The organism is Paraburkholderia sp. DHOC27 (assembly GCF_003429005.1).
In the GTDB taxonomy this organism is placed as follows: Bacteria; Pseudomonadota; Gammaproteobacteria; order Burkholderiales; family Burkholderiaceae; genus Paraburkholderia.
Genome location: NZ_QVQV01000007.1, coordinates 514,283 through 531,832 on the forward strand (window position 1 = coordinate 514,283; position 17,550 = coordinate 531,832).

Genomic DNA, 17,550 nt, shown 5'->3' on the forward strand with positions numbered 1-17,550 from the left:
GCAAACGCGTTGTCTGAATCGCAGTCTGCACCACGCTTTTCAGTGCGCCTGAAATGCCACGACGCGCACCGCCGCTCGCCTTCCCGCTCTGCCCATCATCGACCCACGAATCGATCCACAATCGACCATAAGCGACCGACCATGACAGCCAAACTGATCGACGGCAACGCCCTGTCCAAAACCCTGCGCGCCGAAGTCGCCACGCGCGCCGCCGCGCTCACCGCCCGCGGCCATCAACCGGGCCTCGCGGTGGTACTCGTGGGCGACAACCCCGCCAGCGAAGTCTACGTGCGCAACAAGGTCAAGGCCTGCCAGGACAACGGCCTGTTTTCCTCGTACGACCGCTACCCGGCCACGCTCTCGGAAGCCGATCTGCTGGCACGTATCGACGAACTGAATCGCGACCCGAAGGTGCACGGCATCCTCGTACAGTTGCCGCTGCCGAAGCACATCGACAGTCACAAGGTGATCGAAGCAATCGCGCCGGAGAAAGACGTCGACGGTTTTCACGTCGCCAATGCCGGCGCGCTGATGACCGGCAAGCCGCTGTTTCGCCCCTGCACGCCGTACGGCATCATGAAGATGTTCGAGGCGTACGGGATCGATCTGAAGGGCGCGAATGCAGTGGTGATCGGCCGCTCGAATATCGTCGGCAAACCGATGGCGCTGCTGCTGCTGGAAGCCGGCGCTACCGTCACCATCTGCCATAGCAAGACGCGCGATCTCGCGGCGCATACCCGCCAGGCCGACGTGGTGGTCGCCGCCACCGGCATGCGCAACATCCTGACGGCGGAGATGGTGAAGCCAGGCGCGACGGTCATCGACGTGGGCATGAACCGCGACGAGGCCGGCAAGCTGTGCGGCGACGTGGACTTCGCGGGTGTCAAGGAAGTGGCGAGTTACATCACGCCCGTGCCGGGCGGCGTGGGTCCGATGACGATCACGATGCTGCTCGTCAATACCATCGAAGCCGCTGAACGCGCGGCGGGTGGCGTTTAACGCGAAGCCGCAGTCGCGGCGCGGCGGAATGCGGGCGGCGCGGTTTTGTTACGGTGTGGCGGGCGGCGCCACGCTGTATCGCCGCCCCCGCCGGTTTGACCCGCTTCTTCCTCGCTTTTTTCTCGCTTCTTTGCCGCCTCTTTGTTGTCCCTGCTTCTGTCCGGCTTCTGTCCTGCTTTTTTCGCTTCTTTTTTCTGCTTCTTTCGCTTCTTCGCGGCTCGTTCAAGCTTCTTCCTTGCCGCGCCCTCGTCTCCTCGCTCATCTTGTGTAGCAGCGCCGCCGTGCAGCGCGCACTGCTCAATCGTTCTGTTCAGACATCGTACTCGGCGCCCACCATCCAGCAGCACCACAGCAGCTTCAACGCACCGCCGTATCCGTCGACATCGGCACACCCAGCGAGCGCGGCGTGCGTGCAAGACGTCGCCGGCACCAGGTCAGCACGGGCCGCTCCACGAAGCGCCACGACAGCGCGGCACACCCCAGAATAAACGGCGCTGCGATCAACGTGGCGGTCTGATGATTCAGATGCGGGGCGATGTTCGCCACGCATTGCTGAACCATGAAGCCGTACAGATAGATCCCGTAGGAATAGTCGTTGCGCGGCACGAAGCGGTGCAACAGCGGTGTCGTGCCGATCCACATGACGCCGTACACGAAGGCCAGATAGAACAGCGGTTGCGCGCCGGCGGTGTCGCGAAACACCATGAACACCATCATCAGGCCGAGCGCGCCGAGGCCGTAAAACTCCAGCCGATCGCGCCAGCCATACAGCAGCATGCCGATCATGAAAAACGGCTCCGGCCAGAACGAATAGCCGCCCGGCTTTTCCGTGAAATCGCGCAGGCCGATGTCCAGATGCGGCAGGTGCAGCCGCACGGCAAACACGAGCAGCCCGAGCGCGGCGGCAAGCGTGGTGCCCCACCGGTTCGTCAGCAAACCGGCCACGCCCGTCACGAGCACGATCAGATAGCAGCGCACTTCGATGGGCAGGGTCCACAGCGGCGCGCAGATGTCCGGGTGAAAGCGGTTGGTTTCGAATACGCCCGGCAGCGCCCAGCCGGACTTCAGCACGATGGTCGAGAAGTTGTCCAGGTTGGCCCAGGTCGCGCCCGAAGCAAAATACTCGCGCAGCGGCAAGGTCGTGAACAGCGGTCCGAGAACGAAAATGGTCACGAGCGAGCCGCCCGCCACCGCCGGCCAGATGCGCGCAATGCGCAGCGCGACGAAGCGCGGCGCCGAACGTTGCCGGTCGAAACTGGCGGTCACCAGCATGCCGCTCATCATGAAGAATGCGTACACGCCGAAGGCCCCGAACCCGTCGAAACCCAGCGCGTTTTGTACCCAATCCGTGGTGCCGTCCGGTGCCTGGATGATGTACGAGTGACCGTACACCACCGCGATCGCAGCGAAGAGACGCACGAGGTCGAAGTTGTTGCCTTTGCGCGATAGAGCCTGCGAAAGCGGATTCATTGATACCTCTCCCGGATGAACAACGCCGCCGGCCCGTGGGCGTCCGCGCACGTCGGTGTACGTCGGTGTACGTCGGTGCGCGCCCATGTGCGTCCGTACCGATCGCGCACCAGGCGGGGCCGCCATCGCGCCCGTGGCGCGCAGCCCGCAACCGGCGAACCCGTAGCAGCCGCCCCTCGGCCAGCGTCGTGTCACGACAATGCCGCAGGGCAGCAAACACCTCCGTTCGGTCGCGCACAAACCGGCGCAAGCCGCGCCGCACGGTCATCTTAGGGTCACGGCAAAGCGCCCGGCTTTGCGCGTGGCCGCCACCGTCCCAACACCCTTCAACCGCCTGGCGCGCCACGCAAAACCCGAACTTCTGCTAATTTGTGCCATAGCCGCATTGGAATCGCCGCGCGCTGCCCCAATAATGTTGTTATCGGGTGCCGCCATGCGCCGCACCCGCCTTTTCACCCGCGTCAGACAGGAAGCCACATGTCCACTACTCAACCGACACAAGACAACCCGCTCCTCGATTTCTCCGACCTGCCGCGCTTTGGCGACATCCGCCCCGAACACGTGACCCCTGCCCTCGACGTGCTGCTCGCCAATGCGAGCGCCGCCGTCGAGCGCGCCAGTGAGCCCGTCACGCCCGCCTCGTGGGCGGACGTGGTCGAACCCGTGGAGCGCGTCACCGAGCCGCTCTCGCGCGCCTGGGGCGTGATTGGCCATCTGAACGCCGTCGCCGATACGCCAGAGCTGCGCGCCGCCTACGGCGAGAATCTGCCGCGCGTCACCGAATTCTGGTCGAGCATGGGGCAGAACCTCGCGCTCTACGAGAAGTACAAGGCGCTTGCGGCCAGCGGCGATTTCTCGTCGCTCACCGGCGAGCGCAAGAAGATTCTCGACAACGCACTGCGCGACTTCCGCCTCTCGGGCGCGGAACTGCCGGAAGACAAGAAGCCGCATTTCGCCGACCTGCAGGAACGTCAGGCCACCTTGTCGAAGTCGTTTTCGGATCACGTGCTGGATGCCACCAACGCGTACGCGTACCTCGTCGAAGACAAGGCGCAGCTCGTCGGCCTGCCGGAAGACGTGATCGCCGCCGCGCAGGAAGCGGCCGAGCGCGAAGGCAAGAGCGGCTGGAAATTCACGCTGCACTTCCCGTCGTATTTCCCCGTCATGCAGTATTCGGAAAACCGCCCGATGCGCGAAACCATGTACCGCGCGTACGTCACGCGTGCGTCGGAACTGGGCGGCACCTACGGCGGCGGCAAAGCGGAGTGGGACAACACCGGCAATATCGCCGAACAACTGAAACTGCGCGCTGAAGAGGCGCACATGCTCGGCTATCACAACTTCGCGGAAGTCTCGCTCGCGCCGAAGATGGCCGAGTCGCCCGCGCAGGTCATGGCCTTCCTCGAAGACCTCGCCACGCGCGCGCGTCCGCACGCAGAGCAGGACTGGAAGGAGTTGCGCGAATTCGCCGCCAGCGAACTCGGGCTCACCGAAATGCAGCCGTGGGACATGACCTTCGCGGCCGAACGTCTGCGTCAGAAGCGCTATTCGTTCTCCGAAAACGAGGTCAAGCAATACTTCCCGGAAGACGCCGTCTTCAAGGGTTTGTTCAAGGTGACGGAAACGCTGTTCGGCGTGAAGATCCGTCGCGATGAAGCCACCGTATGGCATCCGGACGTGCGCTTTTTCCGCGTCGAGAATCAGGACGGCGGGCTTGTCGCGCAGTTCTACCTCGATTTGTATGCGCGCGAAGGCAAGCGTGGCGGCGCATGGATGGACGACGCACGGGCCCGTCACAAGCACGCGCATGGCGGCGTGCAAACACCGGTCGCGTATCTGACCTGCAACTTCTCCGCACCGGTCGGCGGCAAGCCGGCCTGCTTCACGCACGACGAAGTGATCACGCTGTTCCACGAATTCGGCCACGGTCTGCATCACATGCTCACGCGCGTCGATGAACTGGGCGTGTCGGGCATCAACGGCGTGGAGTGGGATGCGGTCGAACTGCCGTCGCAGTTCATGGAAAACTTCTGCTGGGAATGGGACGTCCTGAGCGACATGACCTCGCACGTGGAAACGGCGAAGCCGCTGCCGCGTGACCTGTTCGACAAGATGCTCGCCGCGAAGAACTTCCAGAGCGGTCTCGGAACATTGCGTCAGATCGTGTTCTCGATGTTCGACATGAGGCTGCATACGGACTTCGATCCGAGCGGCACGAAGAACGCCAACGACCTCGCCCGCGACATCAACGAGCAGTTTCATGTCGTGCCGCAAGCTGCGTTCTCGCGCTGGCCGAATACGTTCAGCCACATTTTCGCAGGCGGTTATGCGGCGGGTTACTACAGCTACAAGTGGGCCGAGGTGTTGTCCGCCGACGCTTATGCCGCGTTCGAAGAAGCCGCGCAGGCGGCGAGCGGCAGCGTGCTCGATGCAGCGACCGGCACGCGGTATCGCAAGGAGATTCTGGAAGTGGGCGGCAGCCGTCCCGCGATGGAATCGTTCAAGGCGTTCCGCGGCCGCGAGCCGAACATCGACGCGCTGTTGCGTCATAACGGCATGACGCCTGCGGCAACGCATTAAGCTGTTTCATGCGCCTGCGTCAGGCGCTGCTGATCGAGACGGATAAAAAAACCGGTGTCCTGCTCACGCAGGCACCGGCTTTTTATTGGTTGCCGTTATTGGCTGCGGTTATTCGCTCCTCAGCCTCGTTGCAGTTTGAAGTCGATCTGCTCCGGCCGGCCTTCGAGCGCGAGCGTCGCGCGGTCGGCCGGCGAGCGCGCCACCACCTTGCCGCGCCGGATCACGGCAAGCCGAGCGGCGCGCAGGCGGATCGCTTCCACCGGATTGCGCGCGTCGAGCACCACGCAATCCGCGACGCAGCCCGGCGCAATGCCATAGCCTTCGAGTCCGAGGATGCGGGCCGCATTAACCGTGACCGCTTCGAAGCAGGCATGCATCGCCTCGATGCCGGTCATCTGCGCGACGTGCAGCCCCATGTGCGCCACCTCCAGCATGTCACCCGAGCCGAGGCTGTACCACGGGTCCATCACGCAGTCGTGGCCGAACGCGACGTTGATGCCCGCGGCCATCATCTCCGGCACGCGCGTCATGCCGCGCCGCTTCGGATAGGTGTCGCTGCGTCCCTGCAACGTGATGTTGATGAGCGGATTGGCGATGGCCGCCACGCCGGACTCGCGCATCAACGGTAGCAGCTTGCTGACGTAGTAGTTATCCATCGAATGCATCGAGGTGAGATGCGATCCTGTGACGCGTCCGTGCAAACCGAGCCGCTGCGTCTCGGCCGCGAGGGTTTCGATGTGACGCGAGAGCGGATCGTCGGATTCATCGCAGTGCATGTCGACACGCAAGCCCTGCTCCGCCGCGTACTCGCACAGCATGCGCACCGACTCGGCGCCGTCGGCCATGGTCCGCTCGAAATGCGGAATGCCGCCCACCACGTCCACGCCCAGCGCAATCGCCCGCTTGAGATTGTCGAATGCGCCGGGGCTGCGCAATACGCCGTCCTGTGGAAACGCGACCAGTTGCAGATCCAGATACGGCGCCACGCGGCGCTTCACTTCCAGCAATGCCTCAACCGCCAGCAGACGGGGATCGCACACATCGACGTGACTGCGGATAGCGAGCAGCCCGCGCGCCACGGCCCAGTCGCAATACTGCAGCGCGCGTTCGATCAAGGCGTCCTGGGTCAGCTCGGGCTTGAGTTCGCCCCACAGCGCGATGCCCTCGAGCAAGGTGCCGGAGGCGTTGACGCGCGGCAAGCCGTACGACAGCGTCGCGTCCATATGGAAATGCGGATCCACGAACGGCGGACTGACGAGGCAACCGGCGGCGTCGATTTCCTCTGCCGCACTGGCCGCGAGGCGCGGCTCGACGGCCACGATGCGGCCAGCTTCGATGCCGATATCGACCGCTTCTTTATGCGTGGACAAACCGGGCGGCAGGCTGGCATGACGGATGATCAAGTCCATGTATCGCTCCTTTGGCTGATATCGATTCTATCGGCGTCAGAAAGCGCGTGGGCAGGTTCCTTTAGCGGATGCGCGGGCCGTCGAGCGGTTTTGTGTCTGAGTGTGGGTGTGCCTTTGCATGTCTCCCGGTCAAGCTGCCGCCATGATTTGCAGTGCGCAGCATGTACCCGCGTTGGATCACGCGCAACGCGGATGCTCCAGAAAGAAGCGCAGCATTTCCGCACTGGCGTCGGGTCCGCTGGGGTCGGTGTAACTGCCGCGCGCACTGCCGCCCGCCCACGCATGGGGTGCACCGTGCAGCGTCCACAACTCCGCGTCGACGCCATTGCTGGCCACCAGCCGTGCGACGCTACAGGCGCGGCCGTTCGCATTGACCCGGCGTGCGTCATGGCCGCCGCCTGGCGCTGCCTCGAAACCATCCAGAATGCGACGCGCGTTCGCTACGTGCACGGTCGCGTCGGCGTCGCCATGAAACACGATCATCGGACGCACGGGTTCGCTCGTCTTGCCGTGGCGTTCGCCGAAGCGCCCCTGACCGGCGCGCTGGCCGCCTTTCATGGCCGCGAGCGCCGAGGGCAGATCATGCGCGCAACCGGCCGGCAGACCGGAATGAATGCCCGCCGCCGCATACAACTCGGGATAGGCCGCGACCATGATGTGCGCCATCGCGCCACCCGCTGACAAGCCCGCGATATACACGCGCGCCGGATCGACCCGATGCGTCTGCATGATCTCGCGCGTGATGCCGGCGAGCAACGCGGGCTCACCGCGCTCGCGTTGCTGATCCGCGGGTTTGAACCAGTTCCAGCACTTTGACGGATTGGCCTGCTGCGGCTGCACGGGATAAGCCACCAGGAAGCGCTGCTGCTCGGCGAGCACGTTCATCTGCGTGCCGGCGGCGAAATCGTCGGCGTCCTGAGTACAGCCGTGCAGCATGACGATGAGTGGCAACGGCTCGGCCGCCGCGCCTGCCGGGACATAGAGCCGGTATTGACGGCTGCCGGCACCGTTCGAAAAGCGATCCGTGCTGAAATGCCCACGTTCCTCGATGTCCTTGTGGGCGTGGCGGGTGGCATGACCGTCGTCGTGCCTGGCGGTCTTGGGTCTGTCCGCAGCAAACGCTGTCGCTGCGTTCGATGCGGGCGGAGCGGTTGGCGTTATGTCACGCAGTGAGGGTTCGTTCGACTTTGCGCCCGATTCACCCCGCAACGCGCGTTGTATGGCTTCGGTGGCTTCAGCGGGACCGCGCGTACGCAGAAGGTTCATCGCTTCATGCATCGAACCGAGAAAGTCTTCGTTCAGTTTCATCGTGTTGTCCGGTAAGCATGGACCGCCGTGTCCGGCCGCCCAAAGTGATACGTCTGTCGCTGCACGAGCGTTGGTTTCACGCGGGTTTGACGTGTGCTTACGGCATGCATCCGGGCACGTCCATGCGCAGGCGTTCGTGCCCATGCAGCGATCAATGAATGCGGTCGGCCAGAGCCCGCTTGATAGCCGGGGTGGCCTGGAACGCACCGAGCACCGTGACGCTTTCAATCGTTTCGAGTGCGAGTTCGACGGAGACGTCCGCAGCAATGCTGGCAAGCCCCAGCACCTGGATCTGCAAACGCTCGTTGGCTGCGCGCACAGCCTCCAGATCGCGCCGGGAGAAATGTTGTAGCCCCAGCACGAGCGCGCGCCGCGTGATGGTTTCCTGCACCACCTGCGCATGCACCGCGAGCTGGTTGCGGATCGCCGTGCGGATCAGGTCGGTACGGTTTGAATAAAAACCCTCTTCGACCAGTAGATCGATCTGCCCCAGATCGACCGGGCCGAGATTGATCGTGATCTTTTCGGACTCGCCGCCGCGCGGGCGGGCGGCATCGGGATTCGCTACGAGCTTCATTTTCCATCCTCTAACCATCTGTATGGATGGTTATAGGCTGGTTTTTTGTGCAATGCAACGTGAAAATTGAGGGACGGTGTCGAATGGCGCACCAGTTTGGCCGGCGGCGCAGGGAGCGGCACGAGGATTTTCCGCTCGTTGTCCGTGAGCGCCCTTCTGCGAGCGAGCGGGCATGCGCGTTGCGCCAATTCTGTCATTTCCCTCTTTCCATCTGGAGACGATCATGACCCCTCTTACACCCGGCATGCAGACGCAATCGCAATCCCTGCCCGACGATCAGGGCGCCGGCATCGTGGGCATTGGTGTCGGCGATGGTCCCGGCCCGGATGTGATGGCCGCGGCGACGCTCGACGGCAACAAGGTGGTCACCGCCGACGGCGAGTACGTCGGCAAGATCTCCGACATCATGCTCGACGTGCGCACCGGCCGCATTGCGTATGCCGTGCTGTCCGAAGGCGGTTTTCTCGGCATGGGCACGACGCTTCACGCCATCCCGTGGGGCGCGTTGACGCTCAATGTCGACGAGAAACTGTTCCTCGTGGATCTCATGGCCGAGCAGATCAAGAACGCGCCGGGCTTCGACAAGGATCACTGGCCGTCGATGGCCGATCCGCTGTGGGCCTCGTCCGTGCACGACTACTATCATCGCCAGCCTTACTGGTCAAAGGCTCGCAACGTCGCAGCGGAAGACGAAGTGGACGTGCAGCAGGTCAATATGTAAGGAATGCGAATGTTTTCGTGGGCCGCGTTCTGAGCCGCGTATCTGGCCACATTTTGGGCTGGTTTGTGCCCATGCGCGGCTTACTAGTAAGCCAAGGCGTAAAGCCCGCATCTGCGCCAGTGGCAACGCGTCGTTCAGCGGGATTCAGGCCGCGGCATAACCAAGCATCGCGGCCGCCTCGCCCGCGAGGTCGAGAACGGCATCGCTTCCGGCGCGCGCGGCGGGAACCAGATACAGATCGGCGATATCCGTCACCGGATCGCTGAAGGGCGTGGGCGCATGACGCTGGGTGGCGAGAAATTCGCTGATCGGCGATGCGTCCGCCAGTCCGAGAAAATCCCCAATCGTCGCGACCGTCGCGCTACCGTCTTCTACCAGATGCCGATAAGGCAGCGTCAGTTTCTGAGCGGGCGGCAGGTCGGCGAAGAAGCCCATGATCTCATCCACGTATTGCGACCAGACACGCACGCCGTCTTCGAGCGATGCAGCCCAACGCTTGTGCAGCAGCGAATGGGCGACGTCACGTGGATCGCGATGGATATGAATGAAGCGTGCGTGCGGCAGCGCCTCGCGAATCAGCAGCAGGCACGACCCGGAATGCGGCATCCGCTCCACCGAGCCGGTGCGTCCGGATAACACCGTTGGATCGCCATACGCGGGATGCTTGTCGCCCCAGATTGGCGCCGCGATCTCCAACGCTTCGCGGTAATAGCGCTCCACCCACGCGCCCAGCGTGCGGCGCCCGAATGCCTCGAAGCGCTCACGATGCATCGCGCCAAGCAGATCCGGCCGCTGACTCTCTACCTCCAGCAGGTGTTTGAGCAACACGAATATCCGGCATTCGTTGGTGAGTTCGATGAGGGGATGCGTGTTGAGCAGCGAGCACAAAAACGTCGTGCCGGAGCGCGGCGCGCCGACGATGAAGAGAGGACTGGATTGCATCGCCACGGCTCCAGGGAGGCTCGATGATCACAGCATGGCCGAGCTTCCTGCGTGGCGCAATCGGCATCTCACGAATACAGAATTGACCATTACGCGGGTTTTGCGTACGCACGTCGAGCGGATCTTCGCATATTCAGAACACAGCGATCAGCACCACGCCAACCACGCAGAGCGCCGCCCCGATCAATCGCCACAGCGTTGCCGGTCGAACCTCGAAACCCAGTAGACCGAAATGATCGAGCAACACCGACGTGATCACCGCCGCAATCACGACGATGGTGGTGAAGGTAGCCGAACCGAGCTTCTTCGTAACCAGCAGCGTGCACAGCAAAAACAGGGCGTTGCACACGCCGCCGATGTACGCCCACCACGGCACGTCAGCGAATTTCGCGGCAACGCCCTTGAGCGGAAAGCCCACGAACGGAATGCAAGCCAGCAGACACACCGAGCCGATCAGATAGACGACGAAGGCGGCGACGACAGGTGCCTGGGTCGACTTGAGCAAGGCCGAATTACTGCCCGACTGCAACGGGTTGGAGATACCCGCGAGAATCGCAAACAGGGAGAGTAGCCAGTGCATGACGCGCTCACTTTGCGCCGAGGCGCGCATCGCGAAACGCGTCGTGTCCTTCCACGCGCTCCAGCACGACTGGATGGTTCAGCGCCGCGGACCGGTAGATGGCTTCCATGATGGACTGGTCCTGCAGGCCCTCTTCGCCAGGTGTAGCCGGCGCCCGGCCGGTCAATACGCACTCGGCCATGTGATCCATTTCCGCACCGAACTGGTTCTGTTCGCCCGACACGCGCTCCTCCGTCACTTCGACGTCTTCACGCGTTGCGCTGCGTTGCGCGACGTACAGGCGAAGGCCTTTGTACGCGAACGCCGGTTCCAAACGCACCACGGCCTTCTGAAAGTAAAGCCGCGCGTTACGCGATTCGTGCGCGTCGTAGGCCGAAGAAAAGCGCCCCACTACGCCGGACGGAAAACGCATCTGCCAAGCAACGTTTTCTTCGACCTCGGTGAAACGCGGATCGCCGGGCGTGCTCCAGGTCCATGCCGATACTTCGATCGGCTCTTCGCCCGTGATGAAGCGCGCGAAGTTCAGGCAATACAGTCCGATATCGGGTAACGAACCGCCGCCTGCCAGGCGCCGGTCGTGGCGCCATTGACTGGCCGCGTCCTGCACCTGGCCGTTGTGCGCTTCGATGATCTTCAGCTTGCCGAACTCGCCCGAGCGGACCAGCTTCGCCAGTTCGCGGTTGTGGGGCTCGTATTGCAGCCGGTACGCCACCATCAGCATGACATTGGCGTCGGCGCAGGCGCGGATCATCTCGCGCGCTTCCGCAGAAGTGTTGCTCATCGGCTTTTCACACAGCACGTGCTTGCCGATTCGCGCCGCCTGTTTGACCTGTTCGCAATGCAAGCCGTTCGGCGTGACGATATACACCACCTGAACGTCGTCGTTTGACGCGAGTCTGTCCCACTCGTCGTAGCCATACACCGCGTGTCCCGGCGCACCATATTGGCTGAGCACGCGCCGTCCCTTGTCGCGATCGCCGGTCATCACGGCGGCAAGGCGGCACAATTTGCACGCGGCGAGCGCCGGCAGGATCGAGTCGAGAGAGAGCCGTCCCAAGCCCACGATAGCGAAGCCTACGCGTCGTTCGGGCGGCAACGGCGGCAGCCCCGGCGGTTCGCGCCGCTCGCTGGCGGCAACGAACGGCGGGCGTGCTTCGGGACGATCCTGGCCGGTCGAATGAGTCGTATCGCTTGAGTGTGGATCGGACATGGTCAACTCCAGTGACGGGTCGCGCCTCGCCGACAACACAGCGTCAACAAGGCGGCAACCAAGTGGCATCAATGAAGTGAATCAAGCAACGGGTGTTCCCGTCATCGGGTCGTCAGCAGATCGAATCAATCCGGGTTCGATGATGGCGGCAGGCTTCGCGCTTTGCGTGCGACGGTTCGTCGTTCCGCTCGGTCAGCCGCGCTCGCCTGCCCCAAAATAACGATGCAGCAGCGCCGTGGCCGACGCGCCATGCAGCACCACGGACAACACGATCGTCGCCAGCACGATGGGAATGATGGGCGTCAGCAAGGGCGCTTTCACCTGCTCGAGCCCATACAGCAGGTAGTAAAACGCACCGACCCCGCGAATACCCAGCCAGCCGCTTAGCAGCCGCTGATGCAGATTGAGCCCGGAGCCGAGCAGCGAAATCAGCACGCCGGCAGGCCGGGCGATGAAGAGCAGGACCAGCACGGGCCAGATGACGGACCAGTGCAACAGCTCGCGCCAGTACAGCGAAATGACGCTGCCGATGATCAGCATGAGCGCGAGTTCCACCAGCCGTTCGATCTCGACCGAGAACGCCATCATGGATTCGGCCATGTAGGCGTGCGCGAGGTCGGGGTCTTTTGCGGCCTCGTCGGTGGCGCCGCGTTGCACGGACTTCAGCGCGTCGTTGGGCACCTGCGTGCCGGTCACCTTGAACTCTTGCCTGCGCACGGCGACGCCCGCCGCGAACACCGCGATGAACGCGTAGGTATGCACGAGCAGCGCGGCACCGTAACTCAGCGCCATCAAGCCGAGCGCGAAAAAGCCCTCCAGACCGAGCGCCTCTTCATGCCGCGTACGCAGATGCGTGGCGATCATGACAGTGCCGGTGCCGAGCAGCCAGCCAATCAGCAGCGCACCGACGATACCCCATGCCACCGCAAGCGCGAAGGTCCACGCATGAGTACTGCCGAAGGTCGGCGCGCCGCACAGCCACAACGCCGCGATGGCGAACGGGTAAGCCGCACCGTCGTTCAGGCCGCCCTCGGCGGAAAGCGTGAAACGCAGCGGCTCGTCATCCCCTGCTTCAAGCACGCGCAGTTCGTTGGCAAGCACCGGATCGGTCGGTGCGAGCGCCGCCGCGAGCATCAACGCCGGCCCTGCCTCGAGCCCGACACCCCAGCGCGCGGTCACGAACATCAAGGCGATCGTGATCAGCATCGCCGGTCCGGCCAGCCGCAACGGCAAGCGCCACAGCGGCTGGTTCAGCGGCACGCGCAGATACATGCCAATGGCGAACAGCGAAATCATCAACCCCGTCTCGGTCACGCCGCGCAGCATCTTGAGTTGCTGGTCGAGATTCGGCGCGAACAGATGCGCGCACGCGGGGCCCATGACGATCCCCACCGCGAGGTAGACCATCGCGCCCGTCAACGGCAGGCGCGTCATCAGCCGCGTCGACGCTGCCATGATGATCAGCAGCAGCCCCACCACGACAAACACAGTTGCTTCAAGCGTCATGCGGTCGCCTGCTGATGTTTATCTGTGCGGGTTGCCTGAGTGGATTGTTGGTCTGTCACGCGTGCGGCTCGAAGAGGGGTGGTTCGGGTAACGTCTCGCATCACCTCAAAGGGCACGCAATGTCCGTGCCGTGACGCGGCGTGAACGCCCGACGAACCCTGGCAAGCTACCGAAGAACCACGCCGGTCAGCCGTCTATACTCACCGTTCGAGCCGCGCCCGCGCTATCACGGGCAGCGTGAATCAGCAGCGTAAGCGGGCAGTTAAAACGGCAAGCTGGCGGTAAGGCTTCACAGCAGGCTCCACGTATGAGGCAAGAAAGATGAAAACCATTGGCGTGATTGGCGGAATGAGCTGGGAATCGTCCGCCGAGTATTACCGGTTGCTGAACCGTCATGCCAAGGCGCGGCTGGGCGGTCATCACAACGCGCGCAGTCTGCTGTTGACGGTGGATTTTGCCGAGGTGGAAGCGCGTCAGCGCGCCGGTGACTGGGACGCGCTCGGCACGCAGATGGCCGACGCCGCGCGTCGTCTGCAAGCCGGCGGCGCGGACCTCGTGATTCTCGCGACCAACACCATGCATCGGGTTTGCGAGTCGATCGAGCGGGCCATTGCGATCCCGTTCCTGCATATCGCCGACCCCACCGGCCACGCGTTGCGCGCAGCCGGCGTCGAACGTGTGGCTCTGCTCGGCACGCGCTACACGATGGAGCAGGCGTTTTACTCCGGACGCCTGCGCGAGCGTCATGCACTCGATACGCTGATCCCCGACGAAGCGGATCGCGTGGAAATTCATCGCATCATCTACGACGAGTTGTGTCATGGCGTCATCACCGACACGTCACGGCGCCGCTATCAGCAGGTTATCGAAGCCCTCGCCTCACGCGGCGCGCAGGCGGTGATTCTCGGCTGTACGGAGATCACCTTGCTGATCAAGCCGGAAGATTCCGCGCTGCCCGTGTTCGACACCACGGCATTGCATGCGCAAGCGGCGGTGGATTGGGCGATTGATCGCGACCGTGACGAAGTGGCGTCGCCTTGACCCTGGACGCCGCCACTTCGTTGTTCACACTCAGCCTTCAGGATTCGACATCGGCCAGACTGAACAGCTCGGTCTGATCGTTGTACGAAAAGATCTCGCCATAACGGCCCCAGTTGATCACCGCGTCGAGCGTTTCCTGCGCGACGCTGTCGATCAGGAAATCTTCCAGCTCCTGCTCGAAGCGCACGCGCGGCGCGCGATGCCCCGGCCGCTCGTTGAGCACCTTCCTGATCCGCGCCGCAAGCGGCACGTGCCGCAGCAGATGCTCGGCGAACATCATCTTGCGTTCCTGCGTGCCGAGTTCGAAGAACACCCGCGCAGCCGGCGTCAGCACGATGTCGCCCTCGCGCACTTCCGCGAAGCTCAGATGCTGCAACACTTCGGCCACCGGGAACAGATCGTCCACCTCCAGATGCAGCGAACGGGCAATTTCCGGCATGTCGGCCCGGCCGTGGTACGGCGCAGCGGCCAGCGTTTCGATCAGGCCGGCAATCAGGTTGGTGGACACCTGCGGCAACGAACTACCCAGTTCCAGACCTTTGCGCGTGGACTCGTCAGTTTGACGCGCGGTCATCTTGGCGTAGATGTCGTCCACCAGACGGCGGAACGCCGGGTCCAGACGGTTACGCGGGTGCTTGAACGGCACCTTGATCTCGGCAATCACGCGACCCGGGTTCGACGACAGCACCAGAATGCGGTCGCACATGAACACCGCTTCCTCGATGTTGTGCGTGACGATCAGCACCGACTTGATCGGCATGCGCCCCTGCGTCCAGAGATCCAGCAGGTCGGTACGCAGCGTTTCGGCGGTCAGCACGTCGAGCGCGGAGAACGGCTCGTCCATCAGCAGCAGCGTCGGATCGACCACCAGCGCACGCGCGAAGCCCACCCGCTGGCGCATGCCGCCCGACAGCTCGCGCGGATAGGCGTTTTCGAAGCCGTCCAGACCGATCAGGTCGATTGCCGCCAGCGCGCGTTCGCGCCGCTCGCGCGCACCCACGCCCTGCGCTTCGAGCCCGGCTTCCACGTTCTGCAGCACGGTCAGCCACGGGAACAGCGCGAAGGTCTGGAACACCATCGCCACACCTTTGGCGGGACCTTCGAGCGGCTTGCCGAGGTACGACACTTCGCCATCGGTCGGCTCGATCAGGCCGGCGATGATGCGCAGCAGCGTCGACTTGCCCGAGCCCGAACGGCCCAGCATGCCGACAATCTCGCCTTCACGCAGCGCGAGGTTCACGCCGTCGAGCACCAGCAGTTCGCTCTGGTTCTTGTCGAAGCCACGGCTCACGTCCTTGACGCACAGCACTTCGTCGCCCAGCCGCGGCGCATTGGATGAGGGGTTGAGCGTCGACGGCGCATCGCCCGGGGCAAATTTCAGATTCAGCATGGCATTTACTCTCAATCGAGCCGCAGCCTGGATTCGGCGAAGGCGTACATCGGACGCCACAGCAGGCGGTTGAACAAGGTCACGAATAGCGACATCACGGCGATGCCGAGGATGATCTTCGGAAAGTCGCCCGCAGCCGTGGTCTGCGCGATGTATGCACCGAGACCATGCGCTGCGACCTTGGTGTCGCCCCACTGCACGTATTCGGCCACGATGCTCGCATTCCACGCGCCACCGGATGCCGTAATCGCGCCCGTGATGTAGTACGGAAAGATGCCCGGCAGCATCGCCTTGCGCCACCACTGCCAGCCGCGTATGCCAAAGTTGGTGGACACCTCGCGATAGTCGTTCGGATAGGCGCTCGCACCCGCGATCACGTTGAACAGGATGTACCACTGCGTGCCGAGCACGATGAGCGGCGAGAGCCAGATATCCGGGTTCAGATGAAAGCGCACGATCACGATGACGAACACCGGAAACAGCAGATTGGCCGGGAACGCGGCGAGGAACTGCGCGAGCGGCTGGATCTTTTCAGCCAGCGCCGGCCGCAGCCCGATCAGCACGCCGAGCGGCACCCAGATCACCGAAGAGAGCGCAATCAGCAACGCGACCCGCAGCAACGTGATGAAACCCAGCACGAACACATGCCCTACTTCGTCGAGCGTGACGCCGGTGCGCACATACGTCACCACACGGTAGACCACATAGAGCGTAAGAAGCAGCACGAGGACGCCCCACACCACGTCGCCCAGTCGCGACGATTTGGGCCGGCTCGGCAGACTGAAACGCAGGCGGGGAATCCCGGGCATGCGCATCGGCACGCGCGCCGCGTTGGCGAACAGCACGCCGAGCGGCACGAGGCCACGGTGAATCAGACGCGTGCGGCGAATCAGGTCGAGCAGCCACGACTCGGGCGCATCGCCAGAACTGGTGTTCTCCATGCGGAACTTGTCCGCCCACGCCACCAGCGGACGGAACAGAAACTGGTCGTACGCGAGGATCACCACCGTCATGGTCAGGATCACCCAGCCAATCGCATGCAAATTCTTCTCGGAGATGGCCTGCGCCAGATACGCGCCAATGCCCGGCAGCGTGATGGTGTTGTTGCCCACCGTGATCGCTTCGGAGGCCACCACGAAAAACCAGCCGCCCGACATCGACATCATCATGTTCCAGATGAGGCCCGGCATCGAAAACGGCACTTCGAGCTTCCAGAAACGCTGCCACGAGGTGAGATGAAAACCGCGCGAGACTTCGTCCAGGTCGCGCGGCACCGTGCGCAGCGACTGGTAGAAGCTGAAGGTCATGTTCCAGGCCTGGCTCGTGAAGATCGCGAAGATCGCCGCCAGTTCGGCGCCGAGCACACGTCCCGGGAACAGCGCGAGGAAGAACGTCACCGTAAACGAAATGTAGCCGAGCACTGGCACGGACTGCAGGATGTCGAGGATCGGCACCAGCACCAGACCCGCGCGGCGGCTCTTGGCCGCGAGCGTGCCGTACACCAGTGTGAAGACCAGCGAGGCGACCATCGCCGCCAGCATGCGCAGCGTGGTGCGCATTGCGTACTCGGGCAGACTCGTCGGATCGAGTGAGATCACCTGCGTCTTCAGCGTCGATATGGGCGCGAGCGTCTGGTGAAAGCCGATCGCCGTCATCGCCAGCACGCAGATGATCAGCGGGAAGGCGACGAAATCCCAACCGTTCGGCAACAGGCGCCACGCCGACGCATTCGCGGTGCGGTTCAGGGTGAAATTGAAATTCATCTGGCGCCTCGCAGATGAAGGTTGATCAGGGCATGCCGGACCACACTGGCGCCG

15 protein-coding genes are annotated in these 17,550 nt (G+C 63.5%); 4 read left to right on the plus strand and 11 right to left on the minus strand.

Features of this window, described 5'->3' with window-relative positions; genetic code table 11:
• The first annotated feature begins 141 nt into the window (after positions 1 to 141).
• Positions 142 to 999: a bifunctional methylenetetrahydrofolate dehydrogenase/methenyltetrahydrofolate cyclohydrolase FolD gene (gene folD / locus D0B32_RS23855; protein WP_117336737.1), complete on the plus strand. Its 858-nt coding sequence runs from the start codon at positions 142 to 144 to the stop codon at positions 997 to 999.
• On the opposite strand, the gene D0B32_RS32355 is transcribed toward folD, so the two are convergent.
• A complete protein-coding gene (locus D0B32_RS32355; protein WP_147329559.1) occupies positions 996 to 1,349 on the minus strand; it encodes a hypothetical protein in 354 nt (117 codons plus the stop codon). The two genes, folD and D0B32_RS32355, sit on opposite strands and share 4 nt — an antisense overlap.
• A gap of 7 nt (positions 1,350 to 1,356) precedes the next feature.
• Positions 1,357 to 2,469 carry an acyltransferase gene (locus tag D0B32_RS23860; RefSeq protein WP_117336738.1) on the minus strand — a complete coding sequence of 371 codons (1,113 nt, stop codon included), beginning with the start codon at positions 2,467 to 2,469 and terminating at the stop codon, positions 1,357 to 1,359.
• A gap of 477 nt (positions 2,470 to 2,946) precedes the next feature.
• Between D0B32_RS23860 and D0B32_RS23865 the strand changes: the two genes are divergently transcribed.
• Positions 2,947 to 5,049: a M3 family metallopeptidase gene (locus tag D0B32_RS23865; RefSeq protein WP_117336739.1), complete on the plus strand. Its 2,103-nt coding sequence runs from the start codon at positions 2,947 to 2,949 to the stop codon at positions 5,047 to 5,049.
• 119 nt (positions 5,050 to 5,168) lie between these two features.
• Here D0B32_RS23865 and D0B32_RS23870 read toward each other — a convergent pair whose 3' ends face one another.
• The 3 genes from D0B32_RS23870 to D0B32_RS23880 all read right to left on the minus strand — a co-directional run bounded on the left by D0B32_RS23870 (position 5,169) and on the right by D0B32_RS23880 (position 8,343).
• Positions 5,169 to 6,458: an amidohydrolase family protein gene (locus D0B32_RS23870; RefSeq protein ID WP_117336740.1), complete on the minus strand. Its 1,290-nt coding sequence runs from the start codon at positions 6,456 to 6,458 to the stop codon at positions 5,169 to 5,171.
• 177 nt (positions 6,459 to 6,635) lie between these two features.
• Complete coding sequence (locus D0B32_RS23875; RefSeq protein WP_117336741.1) at positions 6,636 to 7,766, minus strand: PHB depolymerase family esterase; 1,131 nt, start codon at positions 7,764 to 7,766, stop codon at positions 6,636 to 6,638.
• Between the two features lie 151 nt (positions 7,767 to 7,917).
• Positions 7,918 to 8,343, minus strand: a complete 426-nt coding sequence (locus D0B32_RS23880; protein ID WP_117336742.1) for a CopG family transcriptional regulator — start codon at positions 8,341 to 8,343, stop codon at positions 7,918 to 7,920.
• A gap of 223 nt (positions 8,344 to 8,566) precedes the next feature.
• Here D0B32_RS23880 and D0B32_RS23885 point away from each other — a divergent pair, with 223 nt between their 5' ends.
• Positions 8,567 to 9,064: a PRC-barrel domain-containing protein gene (locus D0B32_RS23885; protein ID WP_117336743.1), complete on the plus strand. Its 498-nt coding sequence runs from the start codon at positions 8,567 to 8,569 to the stop codon at positions 9,062 to 9,064.
• A 144-nt stretch (positions 9,065 to 9,208) separates the two neighbouring features.
• Here the strand turns inward: D0B32_RS23885 and D0B32_RS23890 are convergent, their stop codons facing one another.
• The 4 genes from D0B32_RS23890 to D0B32_RS23905 form a co-directional block, all read right to left on the minus strand.
• Positions 9,209 to 10,006, minus strand: a complete 798-nt coding sequence (locus D0B32_RS23890) for a sulfotransferase (RefSeq protein WP_117336744.1) — start codon at positions 10,004 to 10,006, stop codon at positions 9,209 to 9,211.
• Between the two features lie 133 nt (positions 10,007 to 10,139).
• The gene (locus D0B32_RS23895) at positions 10,140 to 10,586 is read right to left on the minus strand and encodes a DMT family transporter (protein ID WP_181969884.1); all 447 of its coding nucleotides are present in this window, start codon (positions 10,584 to 10,586) and stop codon (positions 10,140 to 10,142) included.
• 7 nt (positions 10,587 to 10,593) lie between these two features.
• Positions 10,594 to 11,796, minus strand: coding sequence for a Gfo/Idh/MocA family protein (locus tag D0B32_RS23900; RefSeq protein WP_181969885.1), 1,203 nt, complete (start codon positions 11,794 to 11,796; stop codon positions 10,594 to 10,596).
• 192 nt (positions 11,797 to 11,988) lie between these two features.
• Positions 11,989 to 13,302 carry a sodium:proton antiporter gene (locus D0B32_RS23905; protein ID WP_117336747.1) on the minus strand — a complete coding sequence of 438 codons (1,314 nt, stop codon included), beginning with the start codon at positions 13,300 to 13,302 and terminating at the stop codon, positions 11,989 to 11,991.
• Positions 13,303 to 13,623: 321 nt separating this feature from the next.
• On the opposite strand from D0B32_RS23905, the gene D0B32_RS23910 reads away from it, so the two are divergent.
• Complete coding sequence (locus tag D0B32_RS23910) at positions 13,624 to 14,343, plus strand: aspartate/glutamate racemase family protein (RefSeq protein ID WP_117336748.1); 720 nt, start codon at positions 13,624 to 13,626, stop codon at positions 14,341 to 14,343.
• 37 nt (positions 14,344 to 14,380) lie between these two features.
• Here D0B32_RS23910 and D0B32_RS23915 read toward each other — a convergent pair whose 3' ends face one another.
• Both D0B32_RS23915 and D0B32_RS23920 read right to left on the minus strand, forming a co-directional pair.
• The gene (locus D0B32_RS23915) at positions 14,381 to 15,733 is read right to left on the minus strand and encodes an AAA-associated domain-containing protein (protein WP_404935588.1); all 1,353 of its coding nucleotides are present in this window, start codon (positions 15,731 to 15,733) and stop codon (positions 14,381 to 14,383) included.
• An 11-nt stretch (positions 15,734 to 15,744) separates the two neighbouring features.
• Positions 15,745 to 17,496 (minus strand): ABC transporter permease subunit, encoded by a 1,752-nt coding sequence (locus tag D0B32_RS23920; protein WP_117336749.1) that lies wholly within the window; start codon positions 17,494 to 17,496, stop codon positions 15,745 to 15,747.
• Between the last annotated feature and the right edge of the window lie 54 nt (positions 17,497 to 17,550).